The organism is Pseudomonas saxonica (assembly GCF_007858365.1).
GTDB lineage: Bacteria > Pseudomonadota > Gammaproteobacteria > Pseudomonadales > Pseudomonadaceae > Aquipseudomonas > Aquipseudomonas saxonica.
In genome coordinates this window covers 535,035-551,817 of record NZ_VFIO01000003.1, presented here as the reverse complement: position 1 = coordinate 551,817, position 16,783 = coordinate 535,035, and the positions used below count along the sequence as shown (strand labels likewise).

At 52.3% G+C, this 16,783-nt stretch carries 14 protein-coding genes and 1 rRNA gene; 13 read left to right on the top strand and 2 right to left on the bottom strand.

The genetic code is table 11. The features are described 5' to 3' along the window. Positions 1–78 precede the first annotated feature (78 nt). From rrf to FJD38_RS12230, 13 genes are all read left to right on the top strand, one after another. Positions 79–194 (top strand): 5S ribosomal RNA (gene rrf / locus FJD38_RS12290). Between the two features lie 217 nt (positions 195–411). After that, positions 412–1,071 (top strand): paraquat-inducible protein A, encoded by a 660-nt coding sequence (locus tag FJD38_RS12285; RefSeq protein ID WP_122786308.1) that lies wholly within the window; start codon positions 412–414, stop codon positions 1,069–1,071. Then, positions 1,058–1,681 carry a paraquat-inducible protein A gene (locus tag FJD38_RS12280; protein WP_122786309.1) on the top strand — a complete coding sequence of 208 codons (624 nt, stop codon included), beginning with the start codon at positions 1,058–1,060 and terminating at the stop codon, positions 1,679–1,681. Before FJD38_RS12285 ends, FJD38_RS12280 begins: the two co-directional genes overlap by 14 nt. Further along, the gene (locus tag FJD38_RS12275; protein WP_146385517.1) at positions 1,674–3,977 is read left to right on the top strand and encodes a PqiB family protein; all 2,304 of its coding nucleotides are present in this window, start codon (positions 1,674–1,676) and stop codon (positions 3,975–3,977) included. Before FJD38_RS12280 ends, FJD38_RS12275 begins: the two co-directional genes overlap by 8 nt. 432 nt (positions 3,978–4,409) lie before the next feature. Next, positions 4,410–4,943 (top strand): fimbrial protein, encoded by a 534-nt coding sequence (locus FJD38_RS12270; protein WP_146385515.1) that lies wholly within the window; start codon positions 4,410–4,412, stop codon positions 4,941–4,943. Positions 4,944–4,999: 56 nt separating this feature from the next. Continuing rightward, positions 5,000–5,560 carry a fimbrial protein gene (locus FJD38_RS12265; RefSeq protein ID WP_233609162.1) on the top strand — a complete coding sequence of 187 codons (561 nt, stop codon included), beginning with the start codon at positions 5,000–5,002 and terminating at the stop codon, positions 5,558–5,560. A gap of 1 nt (position 5,561) precedes the next feature. Beyond that, a complete protein-coding gene (locus tag FJD38_RS12260) occupies positions 5,562–8,135 on the top strand; it encodes an outer membrane usher protein (protein WP_158637862.1) in 2,574 nt (857 codons plus the stop codon). Next, positions 8,132–8,893: a fimbria/pilus periplasmic chaperone gene (locus FJD38_RS12255; RefSeq protein WP_146385513.1), complete on the top strand. Its 762-nt coding sequence runs from the start codon at positions 8,132–8,134 to the stop codon at positions 8,891–8,893. The genes FJD38_RS12260 and FJD38_RS12255 overlap by 4 nt, the downstream gene beginning before the upstream one ends. A gap of 21 nt (positions 8,894–8,914) precedes the next feature. Then, positions 8,915–9,487, top strand: a complete 573-nt coding sequence (locus FJD38_RS12250; RefSeq protein WP_158637861.1) for a fimbrial protein — start codon at positions 8,915–8,917, stop codon at positions 9,485–9,487. Between the two features lie 10 nt (positions 9,488–9,497). After that, the gene (locus FJD38_RS12245) at positions 9,498–9,992 is read left to right on the top strand and encodes a fimbrial protein (RefSeq protein WP_146385511.1); all 495 of its coding nucleotides are present in this window, start codon (positions 9,498–9,500) and stop codon (positions 9,990–9,992) included. A 13-nt stretch (positions 9,993–10,005) separates the two neighbouring features. Beyond that, positions 10,006–10,485: a fimbrial protein gene (locus tag FJD38_RS12240; protein WP_146385509.1), complete on the top strand. Its 480-nt coding sequence runs from the start codon at positions 10,006–10,008 to the stop codon at positions 10,483–10,485. Positions 10,486–10,499: 14 nt separating this feature from the next. After that, positions 10,500–11,051 (top strand): fimbrial protein, encoded by a 552-nt coding sequence (locus FJD38_RS12235; RefSeq protein WP_146385507.1) that lies wholly within the window; start codon positions 10,500–10,502, stop codon positions 11,049–11,051. A gap of 69 nt (positions 11,052–11,120) precedes the next feature. Next, on the top strand, positions 11,121–12,068 hold the full coding sequence (locus FJD38_RS12230) for a fimbrial protein (protein ID WP_122786315.1): 948 nt from the start codon (positions 11,121–11,123) through the stop codon (positions 12,066–12,068). A 196-nt stretch (positions 12,069–12,264) separates the two neighbouring features. Here FJD38_RS12230 and FJD38_RS12225 read toward each other — a convergent pair whose 3' ends face one another. Beyond that, positions 12,265–15,885 (bottom strand): transporter substrate-binding domain-containing protein, encoded by a 3,621-nt coding sequence (locus FJD38_RS12225; protein ID WP_146385505.1) that lies wholly within the window; start codon positions 15,883–15,885, stop codon positions 12,265–12,267. Continuing rightward, positions 15,882–16,511, bottom strand: a complete 630-nt coding sequence (locus tag FJD38_RS12220) for a response regulator transcription factor (protein WP_122786317.1) — start codon at positions 16,509–16,511, stop codon at positions 15,882–15,884. The genes FJD38_RS12225 and FJD38_RS12220 overlap by 4 nt, the downstream gene beginning before the upstream one ends. Between the last annotated feature and the right edge of the window lie 272 nt (positions 16,512–16,783).

Here is a 16,783-nt window from a genome sequence, read left to right as displayed (position 1 = left end):
CGCAAAGCACCAAATTCTATTACATACCCATTCGCTGGAACGTTGACCGTAAGGTTAAACGCGCTGGCTACCGAATTTCTTGACGACCATAGAGCATTGGAACCACCTGATCCCATCCCGAACTCAGTAGTGAAACGATGCATCGCCGATGGTAGTGTGGGGTTTCCCCATGTGAGAGTAGGTCATCGTCAAGATTAAATTCCAAACCCCCTGTCTGCTCACGCAGACAGGGTGTTTGTTTTTGTGCGCGAAAAAGCCCGAGCGATCGACAAGCAGCACGTTTGAATACCCTCGGTATGCCCCAAGCCGTTCGCTTACAGCTTGCAGACAAAGTCCTACAAATAGGCGCAGTTATTTTGCAGTCTGCGCACTAGAATAGGCACAGTCATTTTTGAGTCCGAGACTTCATATATGCCAGATTCGGTTGACACCCGCAGGGTGTCAGATTTACCGCTGGACGAGTTAGTGGCTTGCCATGAATGTGATTTGCTGATGCGCAAACCACAGCTCGCCCTCGGTGAGAAAGCTCAATGCCCGCGTTGCGGCTATGAGCTATATGCACACCGGCATAACGTAGTCGAACGCAGTCTTGCACTGGTGATAGCCGCTCTGCTGCTATACGTGCCTGCGAACTTTCTACCCATCATGCAGCTCAATCTTTTGGGGCAGTCGTCGCAAGACACTGTCTGGAGCGGTGTGCTCGGATTGTTCAATACCGGTATGCCAGAGATCGCTGTTGTGGTGTTCCTGTGCAGCATGGCCATTCCTTTGCTGAAGCTATTGTGCCAACTGGCAGTTTTACTCAGCATCCGTTGGAATATCGGCCGTAGCTATGGTCTGCTGATCTACCGCATTTATCACCATTTACGCGATTGGGGCATGCTGGAGGTGTACCTGATGGGTGTGCTGGTCGCGATCGTGAAACTGGCCGATTTGGCCGAGCTGAGTTTTGGCCTGGGTTTAATCTGTTTTGTCAGTTTATTACTGGTTCAAGTCTGGCTCGAAGTGGTGATGTCGCCCCATCAGATCTGGCAGGCACTATCAGGGGAGGATAGCCATGCGGGCGATTGATGCTGGTATCTTGACCTGCAACGAGTGTCACGAACTCAACAAACAAGACCCTGAAACAGATGAGCAAACATGTACCCGCTGCGGCGCGCTAGTACACGCCCGTCGACCTGACAGCCTGATGCGAACCTGGGCGCTGCTGCTGACTTCAGCCATTCTCTACATTCCGGCCAATCTTCTGCCAATCATGACCATCAACTCCCTGGGTCAAGGTTCACCCAGCACGATAATGGCCGGTGTTATCGAGTTAATGCAGCACGGGATGATTCCGATTGCCGCCGTTGTGTTTGTCGCGAGTATTCTGGTGCCGACCTTTAAGCTGGTTGGTATTGCCTTACTCTTGTTCTCGGTGCAGCGACACCAGCCCTTGTCGGCTCGTCAGCGCATCATCATGTACCGATTTATTGAATTCATTGGGCGCTGGTCAATGCTCGATATTTTTGTCATCGCCATTCTGGTGGCGGTGGTGAATTTCGGGCGGATAGCCAGCGTCGAGGCTAATCTCGGCGCTGTTGCCTTCGCCAGCGTAGTGGTGCTAACGATGCTTGCAGCTGTAACTTTTGATCCCCGACTGATTTGGGATAATACGGAGTCGGACGACGACCATGAGTGATTTACCTACCGCTAAAACCCGACCGGCTTCCAATTGGTCTGCTATCTGGATTCTTCCCCTCATTGCCCTGATCATCGGTGGTTGGCTGGGATGGCGTGCCTATACCCAAACGGGAATCGACATTCAGGTGCGTTTTGAAAGTGGCGAAGGCATCGTCGCCAACAAGACCGAGGTGGTCTATAAAGGCATGCCTGTGGGTAAGGTCAAAACCCTTGCCCTTGATGAGGACGGCCCTAACAAGGGCGTGATTGCCACCGTCGAAATGGACAAAGACGTTGAGCAGTACCTCAAAACCAATACTCGCTTCTGGTTGGTCAAGCCCAGCGTCTCTTTAGCGGGGATCACCGGTCTTGAAACACTGGTATCGGGCAATTACATCGCCGTCAGCCCTGCCGATGGTGAGCCCGCACGTAAATTCAAGGCACTGTCACAAGAGCCACCCCTGTCTGATGCAAAGCCAGGTCTGCATTTAAGCCTTAAGGCTGATCGTCTGGGTTCGCTCAATCGCGGCAGCCCGGTGTTCTACAAACAAATTCAGGTGGGGCAAGTCAAAAGCTATGTGCTTTCAGAAGATCAAAGCACTGTAGAGATCAAAGTCTTTATCGAGCCGACTTACGCCAATCTTGTGCGCAAACATACGCGTTTCTGGAATGCCAGCGGGATTAGCATCGACGCGAATCTCTCGGGATTAAAACTGCGCAGCGAATCACTGGCCAGCATCGTAGCCGGCGGTATTGCGTTTGCCACCCCGGAGAATCGTCAAGACAGCCCGCCAACGGACCCCAACTTACCGTTCCGCTTGTATGAAGATTTCGACGCTGCTCAGGCGGGCATCAAAGTCAAAGTCAAACTCAGCGACTTTGAAGGCCTTCAAGCGGGTCGCACACCTGTGATGTACAAAGGTATACAGGTTGGTAGCCTCAAGACGTTGAAAGTAGATCCAGACCTGACAAGCGCCAGTGCCGAATTGGCGCTCGACCCTTTGGCTGAAGATTATCTGGTGCAAGGTACTGAGTTTTGGGTAGTCAAACCGTCCATCTCACTGGCCGGTATCACAGGGCTGGAGGCTTTGGTCAAAGGTAACTACATCGCTATCCGTCCAGGTGACAAAGGCAACACTCCCGAGCGAGAGTTTGTTGCGCGCCCCAAAGCACCGCCCCTGGACCTGAGATCGCCAGGCCTGCACATGGTGCTGTTCACCGATAACCTGGGCTCGCTGGAAGTGGGTAGCCCAATACTCTACAAACAGGTCAAAGTCGGCTCGGTTCAGAGCTACCAATTTTCGCGCACCAAAAAACAGTTGGTTATTGGTGTGCATATCGAAAAGGAATACGAAAACCTCGTCAATGCTTCGACTCGTTTCTGGAACGCCAGCGGCATCACCTTGACGGGTGGATTGACCGGCGGCATTCAGGTTAAAAGTGAATCTTTGCAAAGTCTGATGGCGGGCGGCATTGCCTTTGAAACCCCGAAAGCAACTGCGCCTTTGCAAAAGCGTATTCCACGTTTTCGCCTCTTCAGTGATCGTGATGCCGCCATGCAGCAGGGCGTACCTATCAGCATCAAAGTGGCGAGTGCTGATGGTCTTAGCAGCGGATCACCTATCCGTTTCAAAGGGCTTACGGTCGGCAAGATCGAAAGCGTTGACCTGAGTGACGACCTGCAATCTGTCCTGCTGCAAGCACGCATCACTGAAGTTCCCGATCGCATTGCGAGGGTCGGCAGCCAGTTCTGGGTGGTCAAACCTGAGCTCGGATTGATGAAAACCGCGAACCTCGAAACGTTGGTGACAGGCCAGTACATTGAAGTACAGCCGGCAGCTAAACCATTGGGCTCACAAACTCACTTCACTGCCTTGGATCAGGCTCCTGAGGCCGCTATATCGCAAGCAGGATTAAGCCTGGTATTAAGCGCAGCGCGTCGTGGGTCGCTTAAAGAGGGTGTGCCGGTCACCTATCGCGAAGTGACAGTAGGGAAGGTCACGGGTTATGAACTGGGTGCAACCGCCGATCGAGTGCTAGTGCATATCCTCATCGAGCCTCGTTATGCGCCTCTAGTGCGCAGTGGTAGCCGCTTCTGGAACACCAGTGGCTTCGGTGTCGACTTTGGCTTGTTCAAAGGCGCAACCATTCGGACTGAATCTTTGGAAACCCTGGTGCAAGGTGGAATCGCCTTCGCCACGCCGGACAATGCAGCAATGGGGAATCAGGCGCGACCTGAACAAACTTTCCCGTTATTTGACAAATTTGAAGATGAATGGCTGCAATGGTCGCCCAAAATCCCTCTGGGTAAATAAGTCGACCCAATCTCACCGTCCCAACCCTAAGCCGCGATCCCTGATCGCGGCTTTTTTTTTAACCGAGGTTGCCTGGGGCGTGCCTCGGTCGAACAATTTTGAAAACTTCAGGGAATTCCTACATGTGAATTCGCCTTGAGGGGGTAGATTACTAAAAGTTCTCTCCGGCCAGGTTTGCGTTAATAGAGGAATGGAGGATCCAGCTATTGAGTGCAACCACGGCGAAACTTTACGGGTGTTATTTATTGGTTTAAGCGGGCAGGCGATTATAGAAGTCTATCGGTGCCTGTTTGAATGGGGGTAAGTGCTGCCTGTTTGGAGGGTGGCGTGAAAGTGTGTTTGTTGTTGATGGCAGGGAAGTTATCGGTTCTGGCGCATTCTCTCTAATAAATAATCCCGGGATTCTAATAATCTTATCTTAGGGTGATTCTAATGAGCGTTTCATTAAAAACTGCATTGGCTTCCATGATTCTGTTGGCAAGTTCCAGTTCTGCTGTTTATGCGGCAGGGGCGGGTGGTGGTACGGTTACTTTTGAGGGCGCTATTATTGAGGCTGCGTGCTCTATCGATCCGGAAAGTGTTGATCAAACTGTTGGGTTGGGGCAGGTGGCTAAATCTGAACTGACCGCAGGGGGCAGTTCGAGCCCTGAAGAGTTCAAGATTCAACTCAATGGTTGCGATATCGGCAGCCTTACAGACAAGACAGTAACCAGCACCTTCACGGGTGCCTCATCTGCAGCGGTCCCAGGGGCATTGGGTATCGTGGGTGATGCTGGTGGGGCAGGCATCATGATGGTTGACGGTAGCGGCACGGTCATCACTCTGGGTACCGCTACTCAGCCACAAATGTTGCAGGACGGTCCTAACACCTTGTTATTTGGTGCCTACCTGAAAGGTGCTGCAACAGGCGATATCACCCCGGGTGAGTTTACCGCTATCACCAACTTCTCTCTGGCTTATCAATAAGTAGTTGTCCTGCCACCGATAACTCGGTGGCAGGACAATAGTCAGTGGTGATTAACGTGAACGTACTTTCAACGTTGGCGGTTACTTCCTCTCTCCTTATTGGTTCAACGCTGTTCATTAGCGCCTCAGCGGCCAATCAAGGTAATGGGATAGTTACGCTAGAAGGGCAGATTGTGGACTCTGCCTGTGCCTTGGATGCTGGCAGTGCCTATCAACTTATTGAAATGGATCCTGTCCCTGTAGGGCGGCTGATTCGGGACGGGGACAGTGATCCTCATCCGTTCACATTGCGGCTGGTGGCCTGCACATTGACACGGCCCGATCCTGAAAGTCCTGGGGAATACCTGCCTGACTGGCAGCATGTAAGGGTGACCTTTGAAGGTTTAACTGACCGCGAGGGGCGCTCATTTGCTGCACAAGGAACTTCACAGGGTGTGGCGCTGCATATCACCGACAGGCAAGGGCGCGAAAGTATGCCTGGCGTGCCCATGCCGATGATGCCTGTTACTGCGAATGATCTGGCGCTGCACTACATCATTCAATTGGTTGGCAATAATCAACCCATGGTTGTTGGAGCACATCGCGCTGCGGTGCGTTTCAGGTTGGAGTATTACTGAAATGTCTCGGCTGTTTTCCCTTATTAACGTGCCCATCCTTAAAGTGGTGCTCGCTCCCGGTATGTTGGGAGGTCTAATGTCGTTCAGTGTGGAGGCATTTGCCGGCGGGGAGGTTCAATTCAATACCGATATTCTCGACGTGAATGACCGCACGAATATCGATTTAAGTCAGTTCTCGCGCAGTGGTTTTATCTTGCCTGGCACGTATCCCATGTCGGTGCAGATCAATAACCAGTTGCTGCCAGAACAACGTGTTTCTTTTTACCCACCAGAAGATGACCCCAGAGGTAGCGCGGCCTGTGTATCGCCCGAATTGATCGCGCAATTAGGGCTCAAACAAGACAGCGAAAAAGAACTCACCTGGTGGAAAGGCGGAGAGTGCCTTGACCTCAATAGTTTGGCCGGAATGGAAGTTGAGGGCGATTTAAGTACCTCCACGCTCTATCTTTCGGTACCTCAAGCTTACCTTCAATACAGCGCAATCAATTGGGACCCGCCTTCGCGATGGGATGAAGGTGTTTCTGGGGTGATGCTCGACTACAACCTGACCGCGCAAACTATTCACCAAGGCAATGATGCTAGTCGCAATGAAGTCAGTGGCAACGGCACGGTGGGTGCCAATGTCGGGCCATGGCGCTTGCGTGCAGACTGGCAGGGGCGCGTCGAAGGCCGCGAGCAAAGCCATCAAAAGATGGAGTGGAGCCGTTTCTATGCCTATCGCGCATTACCCGCCATCCAGTCACGGCTGATGCTGGGCGAAAACTATTTGTATTCGGATTTGTTCGACAGCTTCCGGTTCACGGGTGCTGCGCTTAATTCCGATGACAGTCAGTTACCCCCCAATTTAAGAGGCTATGCGCCAGAAGTAGTGGGCGTAGCCAAAACCAATGCGAAGGTCATCATCAGCCAGCAAGGCCGAGTGTTATATGAGGCATTGGTCGCGGCTGGCCCGTTTCGTATTCAAGACTTGAATGACGCCGTTACCGGCTCGCTGGACGTTCGCATAGAAGAGCAAGACGGCAGCGTCACTACCTTCAAGGTTGAATCAGCCAGCATTCCATATCTCACCCGCCCAGGCACTGTGCGTTACAAAGTGGCCGCTGGCCGGCCTTCAGATCTTCACGAGGGGGGGCAGGGTAATACCTTTGGTACGGGTGAGTTTTCCTGGGGGATCAGTAATGGGTGGTCACTGTATGGCGGCGGCATTATTGACAACCATTACAACGCACTCTCAATGGGGGTGGGGCGAGACCTGCTCGCTTTTGGGGCTGTGTCATTCGATGCCACTCGGGCTCGAGCCACGTTGCAAGATAAGAATTACTCGGGAGCCTCCTACCGGCTGAGTTATTCGAAAACTTTCGAGGAATACGACAGCCAAGTCACCTTTGCTGGTTACCGGTTCTCGGAAAAAAACTTTCTCAGCATGAGCGAATACCTGGACGCCAGCCGTTTCGGTGGCCCCATTGGCGGTAGCAAATCGCTTTACACAGCCACATTCAACAAACAGTTCCGAGATGCCGGGTTGTCCGTTTACCTGAACTACAGCAATCAATCTTATTGGGACCGTCCTGACAGTGAGCGCTGGAACCTGTCGATGGCACGTTATTTCAGTGCAGGGAACATCAAAAACATGAGCCTTTCGATGAACCTGTTTCGTAACCAGGAGCGGGATCAACGCAGCGGTGTGCAAAACAATACGACCGGGATGTACCTATCAGTGAGTTTGCCGCTGGGCAGGTCCGGCACCCTCACAACCAGCGTCAACAGAACTCAGAACCAAAATCGTTACACCGGTCGATTCAGTGATCGACTGGATGCGCGTAACAGCTACCAACTGACGGCCAGCGACTCCTCAGTCAGTGGTTATTTTAGTCATACCGGTGCACAAGCGGATCTCGACATCAGCGCCAGTATGCAAGAAGACGATTACACCAGTCTGGGCATCTCTGCCCGTGGTGGCGGCACGCTCACGGCCCATGGCGGCGCATTGCATCGGACCAGCAGCATGGGCGGTACACGCTTACTCGTCGATACGGCGGGGGTGCCCGATGTTCCGGTGCGTGGTTATGGCGTATCGACCCGCAGCAACACGTTTGGCAAGGCCGTGATTTCGGATGTCAGCAGTTACTACCGAACAGCCGCCAGCATAGATCTTGAAAACTTGCCGTCCAACGTGGAAGCCACGCAGTCGGTCACTCAACTGACGCTCACCGAAGGTGCGATCGGTTATCGCAATCTGGATGTGATTTCCGGCCACAAAGCCATGGCGGTACTGCGCCTTCCTGACGGGGAATACCCACCATTTGGGGCGACGGTGAAAAACCAAAAACTGCAGGACACCGGGATTGTGAATGAGGATGGAAGCGTTTACTTGAGTGGTATCAAGCCTGGGGAAACCATGAATGTGAGTTGGGGCGGACAACAACGTTGCACGCTGACCTTGCCAACTCAATTACCTGCTGACGGGCTCGCAACAGCCCTCAACTTGCCTTGCCATAAAACAGTCCCTGACGACTTGTCTGCGCCCGAATCGCTGATGGGCCAGGGCGCCAAGATGGAGAAACAAGCCTCATGACTTTCAATGTTCAGTTCACCCCATTGGCAATAGCCTTGGTGGCGTTTTGCTTGATCCGTAACGCCGATGCGGCCATTGGCCTTGATCGAACCCGGGTTATTTTTGATGGCAGCAAAGACGCTGTCAGCATGAGCATTACTAACAACAACACCCAATTGCCCTATTTGGCACAGGGCTGGATTGAGGATGAACAGGGCAACAAAATTTCTACGCCACTGACCGTGCTCCCGCCTGTGCAACGTTTGGAGCCAGGTAAAAACAGCCAAGTGAAAGTTCAGGCACTGCCAGCGGCAAAGTCGCTCGCTCAAGACAGGGAGACCGTTTATTACTTCAATTTGCGAGAGATTCCTCCTCGCTCTGACAAGGCCAACACCCTGCAAATAGCCCTGCAGACACGAATTAAATTGTTCTACCGCCCGGCATCAATAGTGCCCAGCCAGCAGGAACGGGCTAACCCGTGGCAGCAAAAGCTGACGTTGACCCAAGTCGCAGACCGCTATCAAGTCCACAACCCTACCCCTTATTACGTGACCCTGGTCGATGCTAAAAACAGCAAGAGTGGCAAAACAGCGGCTGGTTTCGAGCCGCTTATGGTGCCGCCCAAAGGTTTTCTGACTCTGGGGCCAACCGCTGCGGCACTGGGGGCGACGCCCTATTTGACCTACGTGAATGATTACGGCGGGCGTCCGGTCCTGGCATTCAGTTGCAGTGGCAGCGTGTGCAAGGTGGATCTCGATGCATCCCCGCGTAATGAGTAGCCCATGGCGCCGGAGAGATTCATGAATGCCAACGTAAAGACGGCTTTGGGCAGCCTTTTACTGATTCTTCCAGTGTTGCAGGCCCAAGCGGATACACCTGGAATGGGCGGTTTGTTGGACATAACCGGCTCCTTGCATCATGCCCCGTGCGTGCTCGACATGACGTCGGCGTATCAGACCGTGGACTTGGGCAGCCTACCTCGCAGTCAGTTGCAGCGTCCTGGTGATCAAGGCCCGCCCGTTGCGTTTCAATTGCGCTTGCAAGAGTGCCGACGGGCTTCGGGCAGCCTGGAAGATGAGCGCAAAGGCATCTTGGTGTGGAGCGCCTATCAGCCGGTGGTGTCGGTCTCGTTTTTGGCGCCTGCGGATGCTGACGACCCGCGTCTGGTCAAGGTGCGAGGCGTTAGCGGCTTGGGTTTGCGTCTGACCGATGCCGAGGGGCGCGATGTGCAACTGGGCTCACGGGGGTATCCATTATTTGTGGCGCATGGCAGCGATACGCTGATTTGGCATGTCCATCCCACGCGCACGTCGGCGGCGCTGACTAACGGTCAGTTTTGGGCCGCTGTGGATTTCAGGCTCAACTATGAGTGAGGACACAATAATGGCCAAGTCTATAAGCACGGCGGCGTTTCTCGTTTGTACGGGGGCGCTATGGGTCTTTAGCCCGCTGGTGATGGCGCAAGTCGATGTGCAAATCCGTGGCGTAATTGTGGCGCCGCCGACCTGCGTTATTAACGGTGGAAATACGCTCAACGTGCCGTTCGGACGCGACCTGCTGACGACCCGGATCAACGGGGTTAATTACCGGCGGGTAGTGCCTTACACACTGAACTGCACAGGCCAGACCTCCAATGAGATGACCTTGAGGCTACAAGGGACGGGGGCTGCGTTTGATACCTCTTCGCTGAGGACCAGTAACAGTGATTTGGGGGTCAAGTTATACATAAATGGAGCTGCCTGGGCGCTCAATACCACCACCAAATTCACCTATCCGAACCGGCCGAGAATGGAGGCGGTGCCGGTTAAAAAGCCCGCCAGTAAGTTAAGAACCGGTGCATTTACAGCCTCGGCAACGCTGGTTGTTGCGCTGCAATGAGAAGGAAACACAGATGAAGTTCTGCAATCAACCTGCTCTGTTTGCACTGTTCGTTCTTGGATATGGCAACAGCGCTGTGGCTAATCTCACCTTTGATGGAACGCTCAATGAGCCTCCGCCCTGCACGATTAATGGCGGTAGCGCGATAGAGATCGACTTTAAAAATGTGGGGATTAACAAGGTCGACGGTGCGAACTATCTCAAACCGGTGAATTACGTCATTACCTGCTCACCGGGCACGTTGCCTTGGGAAATGGTATTGACGATCAAGGGGGCTGCGACCTCCTTTGAGCCCTCAGCCTTGCAGTCCAGCGTCGCGGATCTGGGCATTCAGCTTCTACAAAATGGAGTGCCCTTTAATCTCAACACCTTGCTGCCCATAAACCCGTCAACGCCCCCGGTGCTGGAAGCCGTACCCGTCAAGCGCTCAGGTGCTGTGCTAGGGCCGGGTGGGTTCGCGGCGTCAGCGACGTTGCTCGCCGAATTTCAGTAAAGAGTGAGCATGACATGAACAGTGAAAGAATAAACACGGGCCAAACCCCCGTGATAGCGGCACTCATGCTGATGGCACTCATGCAGAGCCCCACGACAAAGGCTGCCGACAACTTGAGTTTCAAGGGCAATCTGATCGCTGAACCTTGCACGCTTCGTCCAGGCGACGATGCTCTATCGCTGGATATGCAAGACGTTTCAAGCCAAGAGTTGTACGCCAATACCCGCACGCCTGGCCGGTTATTCCAGATCCATCTTGAAGGTTGCGACAGCAGTATTACCGACTCGGTGACTACGACGTTTACTGGCACGCCAAACGCCGCATTACCTGGATTGCTGGCTCTGGATGGTGGCAGTGTCGCCCGAGGTATCGCGTTGGGGCTGGAAACCCCTGCGAACGTGCCGCTGCCCATTAACGTCACCAGCGATAAACAGGCCTTGAACGATGGCGACAATGTCATTGAATTCAAAGCGTATGTAAGGGCTGAGCCGCAAGCGATTGTGGACAAATCCATAAAAGCGGGAGTTTTTACCGCCACTTCAACTTTTACACTGGATTACCCCTAACGCTGTAATTCCTTTGTCCCTGACTGCGCGTTGATAAAGCGACGGCCTCTAAACAGAGAGCACACCCCGATGAAATATTTAACTGGCATTGTTTTATTGTTGCTAATGCACGCGGCCAGTGCATCCCAATGCAATATCAATGGAGGTCCCTGGCAAGAGGTGACTTATGACTCTATCTCCGTCAATGTTCCTATTCAAGCTCACTCCGGTTCAGGCCGAATTGATCTGGATGGTTACATTATGAAGTGCCGTTTTACGCCTAACGGCTTTCCGATTGTTTACAGTGATTTTTGGCACACTTGGAACAACGCTTTGATCCCTGGCCCTAAATTCAAAAACTACAAAATGGGACTGCGTATCAAAGGAGTCTATTATCCCGTCGAGGTCGGGCCCCGTATTCATCTGGCGACCATCAAGAGCAATAATCGCCAGGGCGTTGACATGAATACCTATATGTACATTCTTATACAAGGCTCCCCTGGCAATCCGATCGATATCCGTCAAGGGGATCATTTGGGGACAGTGGTGCTAAAGCAGACAAATAATAATCCGAACAATCCGGTCGAGCCTATTGTGCGGGCAGAACTGTACGCGGATAACAACTTTGTTGTTGAACCTTCAACGTGCACGATTAATAACAATCAGCCGATTGACGTGAACTTTAATCAGGTCGATCGCACTAAAATTGGCGAAAGTGTCAATAGCACTACGGTAAGGAAAAACATCCGGCTGAATTACTCATGTCCTGATCCTGGCATTACCATGCCTATCACCATTACGTTCAAAGGGATGCCGGCATCGTTCGACTCGGGAGTGCTCAACATGAGCAATTCAAATTTGGGCACGGGACTCATGCGATCGGGCGCTCAAGTGAGGCTCGAGTCCTCATTTCGAACCAATATCTACAACAGCTCTGGAGGAGACGATGTGATATTCGCACTCACCCGTCGGCCTGGCAGCGTCCCAGCCACTGGGCCATTTACCGGCAGTGCCACGCTGGTCATGGGTGTTCCTTAACCCCATTTTTAAGGCGTACTCGATTAGGAGCGGGCGTGCTCGTGATGTGGTCGACGTGGTTTTACAGACAAACTGCGTTGATCCAATCGCAAGCAAGCCCGCTCCCGCATACATTGAGTTGTTCTACACGGCATCGGACCCAATAGGCTTGATTAAGCAATGATCTAGAGAGGGCAGTTCCTTCAGGGTTCCATGATCAAACCCGATACATCTCGATAACTTCGAGTACCTGAGCCATTGCCTCATAGAGCTCATCGACGTGCCGCGCCAACTGATTCCACTCGCACGTCAGACACGCCTCTTCAAGATTTTCACAGCACTGCACCAACTGAGTGGCCTTTACAATTCTGGCGCCACTTTTTACCCGGTGGGCCACATCACTCATGCCGGGTAAATCATGTTTGGTAAAGACTTGCAGCAATGCTGTCATATCGTCTTCAAGGCTACTGATCAACGGCTCCAGCAAATGCTTGAGTGCATTCGCGTCGCCGTGACTCAGGCGTTCCAGACCTTCAAGGTCAATCAGCTTGTGTGTCTCGCTAGGTGTCAGTTCGTCACTTACATCAATGGGCGTCAAGTCTGCTGAGGCCAATCGGGCCTCAAGATTGTGCAGGCTGATAGGTTTGAACAGGCAGTCATTCATGCCTGCGGCCAGGCAGCGGGCGGTCTCCCCGGCTTCAGCATTGGCTGTAAAACCTACAATCAATATGGGCTGCAGGCTACGAGTGGTTTCCTCGGCACGTATGCTTTGAGTCAACTCGTAACCATTCATGAGGGGCATTGCACAGTCGGTCATGATCAGGTCAAAACGCTGAGCCCGCCAGAGCTGGAGGGCTTGAGTGCCTTCTTGAGCCTCTATCGCCGCATGCCCCAGGTACTCTAACTGTTGGGCCAGTAATCGGCGATTGGGCAGGTAGTCATCCACTACCAATATTTTTAAAGGGCGCATTTGCCGCGCCGACAGCTCTGTCGGGGCAGGGGCGGTGTTTTGTTCAAGCACGGTCACGATGTCCAGGCTCAGTTTGACCTGGGTTCCTTTGCCCACGCTGCTCGTCAGGGTGAGTGCGCCGCCCATCAGTGCGCACAACTGACGACAAATCATCAGGCCCAGACCTGACCCGCCAGGTTGCTTGTGGGAGTGGTTGACCTGAGTAAACGGGCGGAAAAGGTTCAATTGATCGGCTGTGGAAATGCCGATGCCAGTGTCCTCAACCAAGACGCAGATTTTTAACCGCCCGATGTCTTCCCCCGTTTTTGCTCGAACGCTCAAACGTACCTGCCCCCGGTCGGTGAACTTGATGGCATTACTCAGCAGGTTGGATAAAACCTGTCTGAAACGCAGCGGATCAATCAGCACGTCGGTATTGATTTTAGGATCCAGATCAAAGCTCATGAGCAACCCTTTCTGTTGAGCCATAGCCTCAAACACCCGAGCCGTGGACTCCACGAGCGTCATCAAGTGAGTGCGCTGCTGATTGATCGACATATGCCCGGACTCAATCTGTGCCACATCCAGAATGTCGCCGATTAACTCAAGCAGGCCGTGTGCAGCATGCGAGGCCAGACCAATCGACGCCGCATCTGCCATGCCCTGTTCGGCTTTTTTTGTGGCCAGTTCGAGCATCCCAACAATTGCGTTCAAGGGCGTGCGTATCTCGTGACTCATGGTGGTCAGAAAGTCGCTTTTTGCCGAATTGGCTTGGTCGGCATTGGTTTTTGCTTCTTGCAGTTGTTCCAGCAACTGTTGGCGTTCACTGATATCAATCCAGCCTCCAATAATTCCGACCACCGTTTCATCGCTGGCGCGGTATGGCAGGATCCAGTGGTAGATCGTCAATTCGCTGCCGTTTTTCATGACCAGGGTACGGTCACGCATTAATGGGCGGCCTTCGCGCATGACCTTCTGATAATCAGCATGAAAGCTGTCATGTTGTTGCCTGGGGTTGAAGGGCAGTTCCAGCAAGGTTTTACCGATCAAGGTTTCACGCGCTAAACCCACTGTTTGCAGATAGCCCTCATTGCATATCAACAGGCGTCCTTCTCGATCGCGCACATAAATCGGGTGCGGGGTGCCATCGATTAACGCTCGCATAAAAGCGAGTTGATCGCTGAGTGCGCGTTCAGCACGGCTTCGTCTGCGAATAAGCTGGCGCAGATACACAATCCACACAATCGCAACGAACAGCACGCCCCCCGCGGTGGCCGTAATCCTCAACAGTGAAGCGAGGTGCGATTTTGCCAAGTAGTTATCCAGCACCACGGCACTGCGCCAACGATGCGTCATATCGTCCATGTCTTCAGGGGAAATACGTGCCAGCGCCTTGCTGAGTATTGAGTACAAACTGTGAGCGCTCTTATCCATAGCCAATGAAAATTGCGCCGGTGTCTTGCCCACAGTACTGCTGATCTGCAATTGGTCAGCGTATTGCTGCCTGATCAGATAACGAGCACTGATCAGGGCATTGATCGCACCTTCCACTTTGCCTTGGGCTAGCATCGTCAAGGCTTGTGCCGAGTTGTTGGCAGGGATGATTTCTACCTCGGGATGAAACTCGTGCAGGTAAGTGGCCAGGCTGCTGTCCGGTATTACCGCGACACGCTTGCCCTTGAGTTGATCCAGGGTAACGGGGCCCTGCAATTGAAGGCGAGTAATCAAAACATAGGGCGTTGAAAGGTATGGCTTTGTAAAACGCAAGTCATTCAAGCGGCTGCTGCTGGGGGTCATGGCGGCAATCAAATCGGCATCGCCGTCTTTTACCGAGTCCGTCATGACACTCACAGAGGAGCTGCTCATGACATCGAACTCCAAGCCGGTGCTGACGCTTATACGATTTAAAATATCCGCGGCCAACCCACTAAACTGGCCATGGTCATCAAAAAAAGTAAACGGTAAAAAGTCATCGGTAACCACCACGTTCAAGCGAGGGTTTTGCTCAATCCATTGTTGCTCTGCCGCTGTAAATTTCAGGGGTTGTGCTTGCGTATCCGCCATGATGCTAACGCCCCAACGGCTGAGAATGGCATTGGACTCGCTGGGTGGGATCAGCGCCAGTGAAGCATTGATCAACTTCAATAAAAGCGGATTATCCTCATGAACTGCAAACCCAAAACCCTGCGTTTCAAGGCGCGCCAATTCTTTGAGGTAGACCGTATTCAAATAATTTTTATTGATCAGATTATGGGTGCTGATCACGTCTCCCAAATAGGTGTCAGCCTGACCAAACGTAACTGCACTGAGGGCCCCTAATGTGGACTCATATAATTGCAGCTCAGCCTCGGGGTACACCTTCCTCACCCTGTCCGGCGGTTGATAATGATCAAGCATGGCGAGGCGCAGGGCGGTGCTCGCACTGGCTTTGGGTCGATCAATACGTGTAATCAGCAAGGGTGTATCGACCGCATAGGTCGTGCTGAACATTAATTCAGGTTCTTGTTGTTCAAAGGCATTAGCGGTCGCAAGCAGATCAATTTCACCTTTTTTAAGGGCTGTAATCGCCTCGGCGCGCGAGGTATAGCGGTACACACTCAACTCGATTTTCAGGAGCTGGCTCAGTAACCCGGCATAGTCTGCACTGATCCCTTCATAGAAATCGCTACCCGTAGAAATATCAAAGGGTGCGTAGTCAGGAGCGGAAGTGCCCAACACCAATTTTTTTTTGGAAGTGAGCCATTGTGTCTCACGCACACTGGGGGCCAGGTGATATTGGCCCACTTGCGAACGACCCAGTAAATGCAGGCTAACCGGCTCCGCCTGAACCGTAGAGGGGAGGCAAAGCAATAACAAGGTCACTAAGTGAGGCAGTGACGTTCTATTCATTCGATCAAGTTATTTCGTTTGGCAAATTCGGCCAGATACACCACCGACTTGATATTGAGCTTAGTCATAACGCGTGTTTTATAAGTGCTGACGGTCTTTTCACTGAGCAGCATGATTTCAGATATTTTTTTATTCGACATGCCCGCCACCAGATAGAGAAGGGTGTGCATCTCACGATCGGATAACGTTTTAATCAACTCAATGTCATTGAGGTCTTCATTTTCTACAGACGGAAGGTTGACATCCGTATTGCTCAAATAGGTCTGGCCACTCATCACAATATTGATCGCCTTGGTTAAGGCGTCGACATCCTCGGTTTTTTCTATAAACCCAATGGCTCCCGCTCTGATACAGCGATCCGCGTAGTAAGAGGCTCCTTTAGAGGTGAGTACCAGCACCTTGATGGGCAGTCCAAGAATATGCAGCCGTTTTAATACCTCAAGCCCATCCAGTTTGGGCATGGATAGATCCAGGACCATCAAATGAGGAATGTGGGCACGCGCCAAATCCAATGCAGTCGCACCGTTATCAGTTTCAGCAGCTATTTGAAAGTTTGACTGTTCCAGTACCGAACGAACGATCCGACGAATAAAAGGGTGGTCGTCGACAATCAGGGCTTTCCGCATGATTATTCCTACAACTATATGGGTTAATTTTGTAGGTCTTGGTAATCCTTTAAGAACACTGTCTAAATAAAGTTTTGGTCTTGATTGTAAGTTTATGTATCCCTATAAGCTGCTCTATTTGGCAATAAGTCAACATATTGGCTTTGTTCAATGAAGTGGCTTTTTCTGAGTGGGCGTGAATTAACATGTGAGTAAGTTTTTAATAAAGGGTGAATCCGTTAACACCTTCATAACACGTAGCAATCTTGCTGCCTGGAAGGATTTTATGGCGG

Coding starts and splice junctions, on each gene's coding strand:
- FJD38_RS12220 (WP_122786317.1), bottom strand. CDS start 16,511: ATGCGGAAAGCCCTGATTGTCGACGACCACCCTTTTATTCGTCGGATC.
- FJD38_RS12280 (WP_122786309.1), top strand. CDS start 1,058: ATGCGGGCGATTGATGCTGGTATCTTGACCTGCAACGAGTGTCACGAA.
- FJD38_RS12245 (WP_146385511.1), top strand. CDS start 9,498: ATGGCCAAGTCTATAAGCACGGCGGCGTTTCTCGTTTGTACGGGGGCG.
- FJD38_RS12225 (WP_146385505.1), bottom strand. CDS start 15,885: ATGAATAGAACGTCACTGCCTCACTTAGTGACCTTGTTATTGCTTTGC.
- FJD38_RS12240 (WP_146385509.1), top strand. CDS start 10,006: ATGAAGTTCTGCAATCAACCTGCTCTGTTTGCACTGTTCGTTCTTGGA.
- FJD38_RS12270 (WP_146385515.1), top strand. CDS start 4,410: ATGAGCGTTTCATTAAAAACTGCATTGGCTTCCATGATTCTGTTGGCA.
- FJD38_RS12260 (WP_158637862.1), top strand. CDS start 5,562: ATGTCTCGGCTGTTTTCCCTTATTAACGTGCCCATCCTTAAAGTGGTG.
- FJD38_RS12255 (WP_146385513.1), top strand. CDS start 8,132: ATGACTTTCAATGTTCAGTTCACCCCATTGGCAATAGCCTTGGTGGCG.
- FJD38_RS12250 (WP_158637861.1), top strand. CDS start 8,915: ATGAATGCCAACGTAAAGACGGCTTTGGGCAGCCTTTTACTGATTCTT.
- FJD38_RS12285 (WP_122786308.1), top strand. CDS start 412: ATGCCAGATTCGGTTGACACCCGCAGGGTGTCAGATTTACCGCTGGAC.
- FJD38_RS12275 (WP_146385517.1), top strand. CDS start 1,674: ATGAGTGATTTACCTACCGCTAAAACCCGACCGGCTTCCAATTGGTCT.
- FJD38_RS12230 (WP_122786315.1), top strand. CDS start 11,121: ATGAAATATTTAACTGGCATTGTTTTATTGTTGCTAATGCACGCGGCC.
- FJD38_RS12235 (WP_146385507.1), top strand. CDS start 10,500: ATGAACAGTGAAAGAATAAACACGGGCCAAACCCCCGTGATAGCGGCA.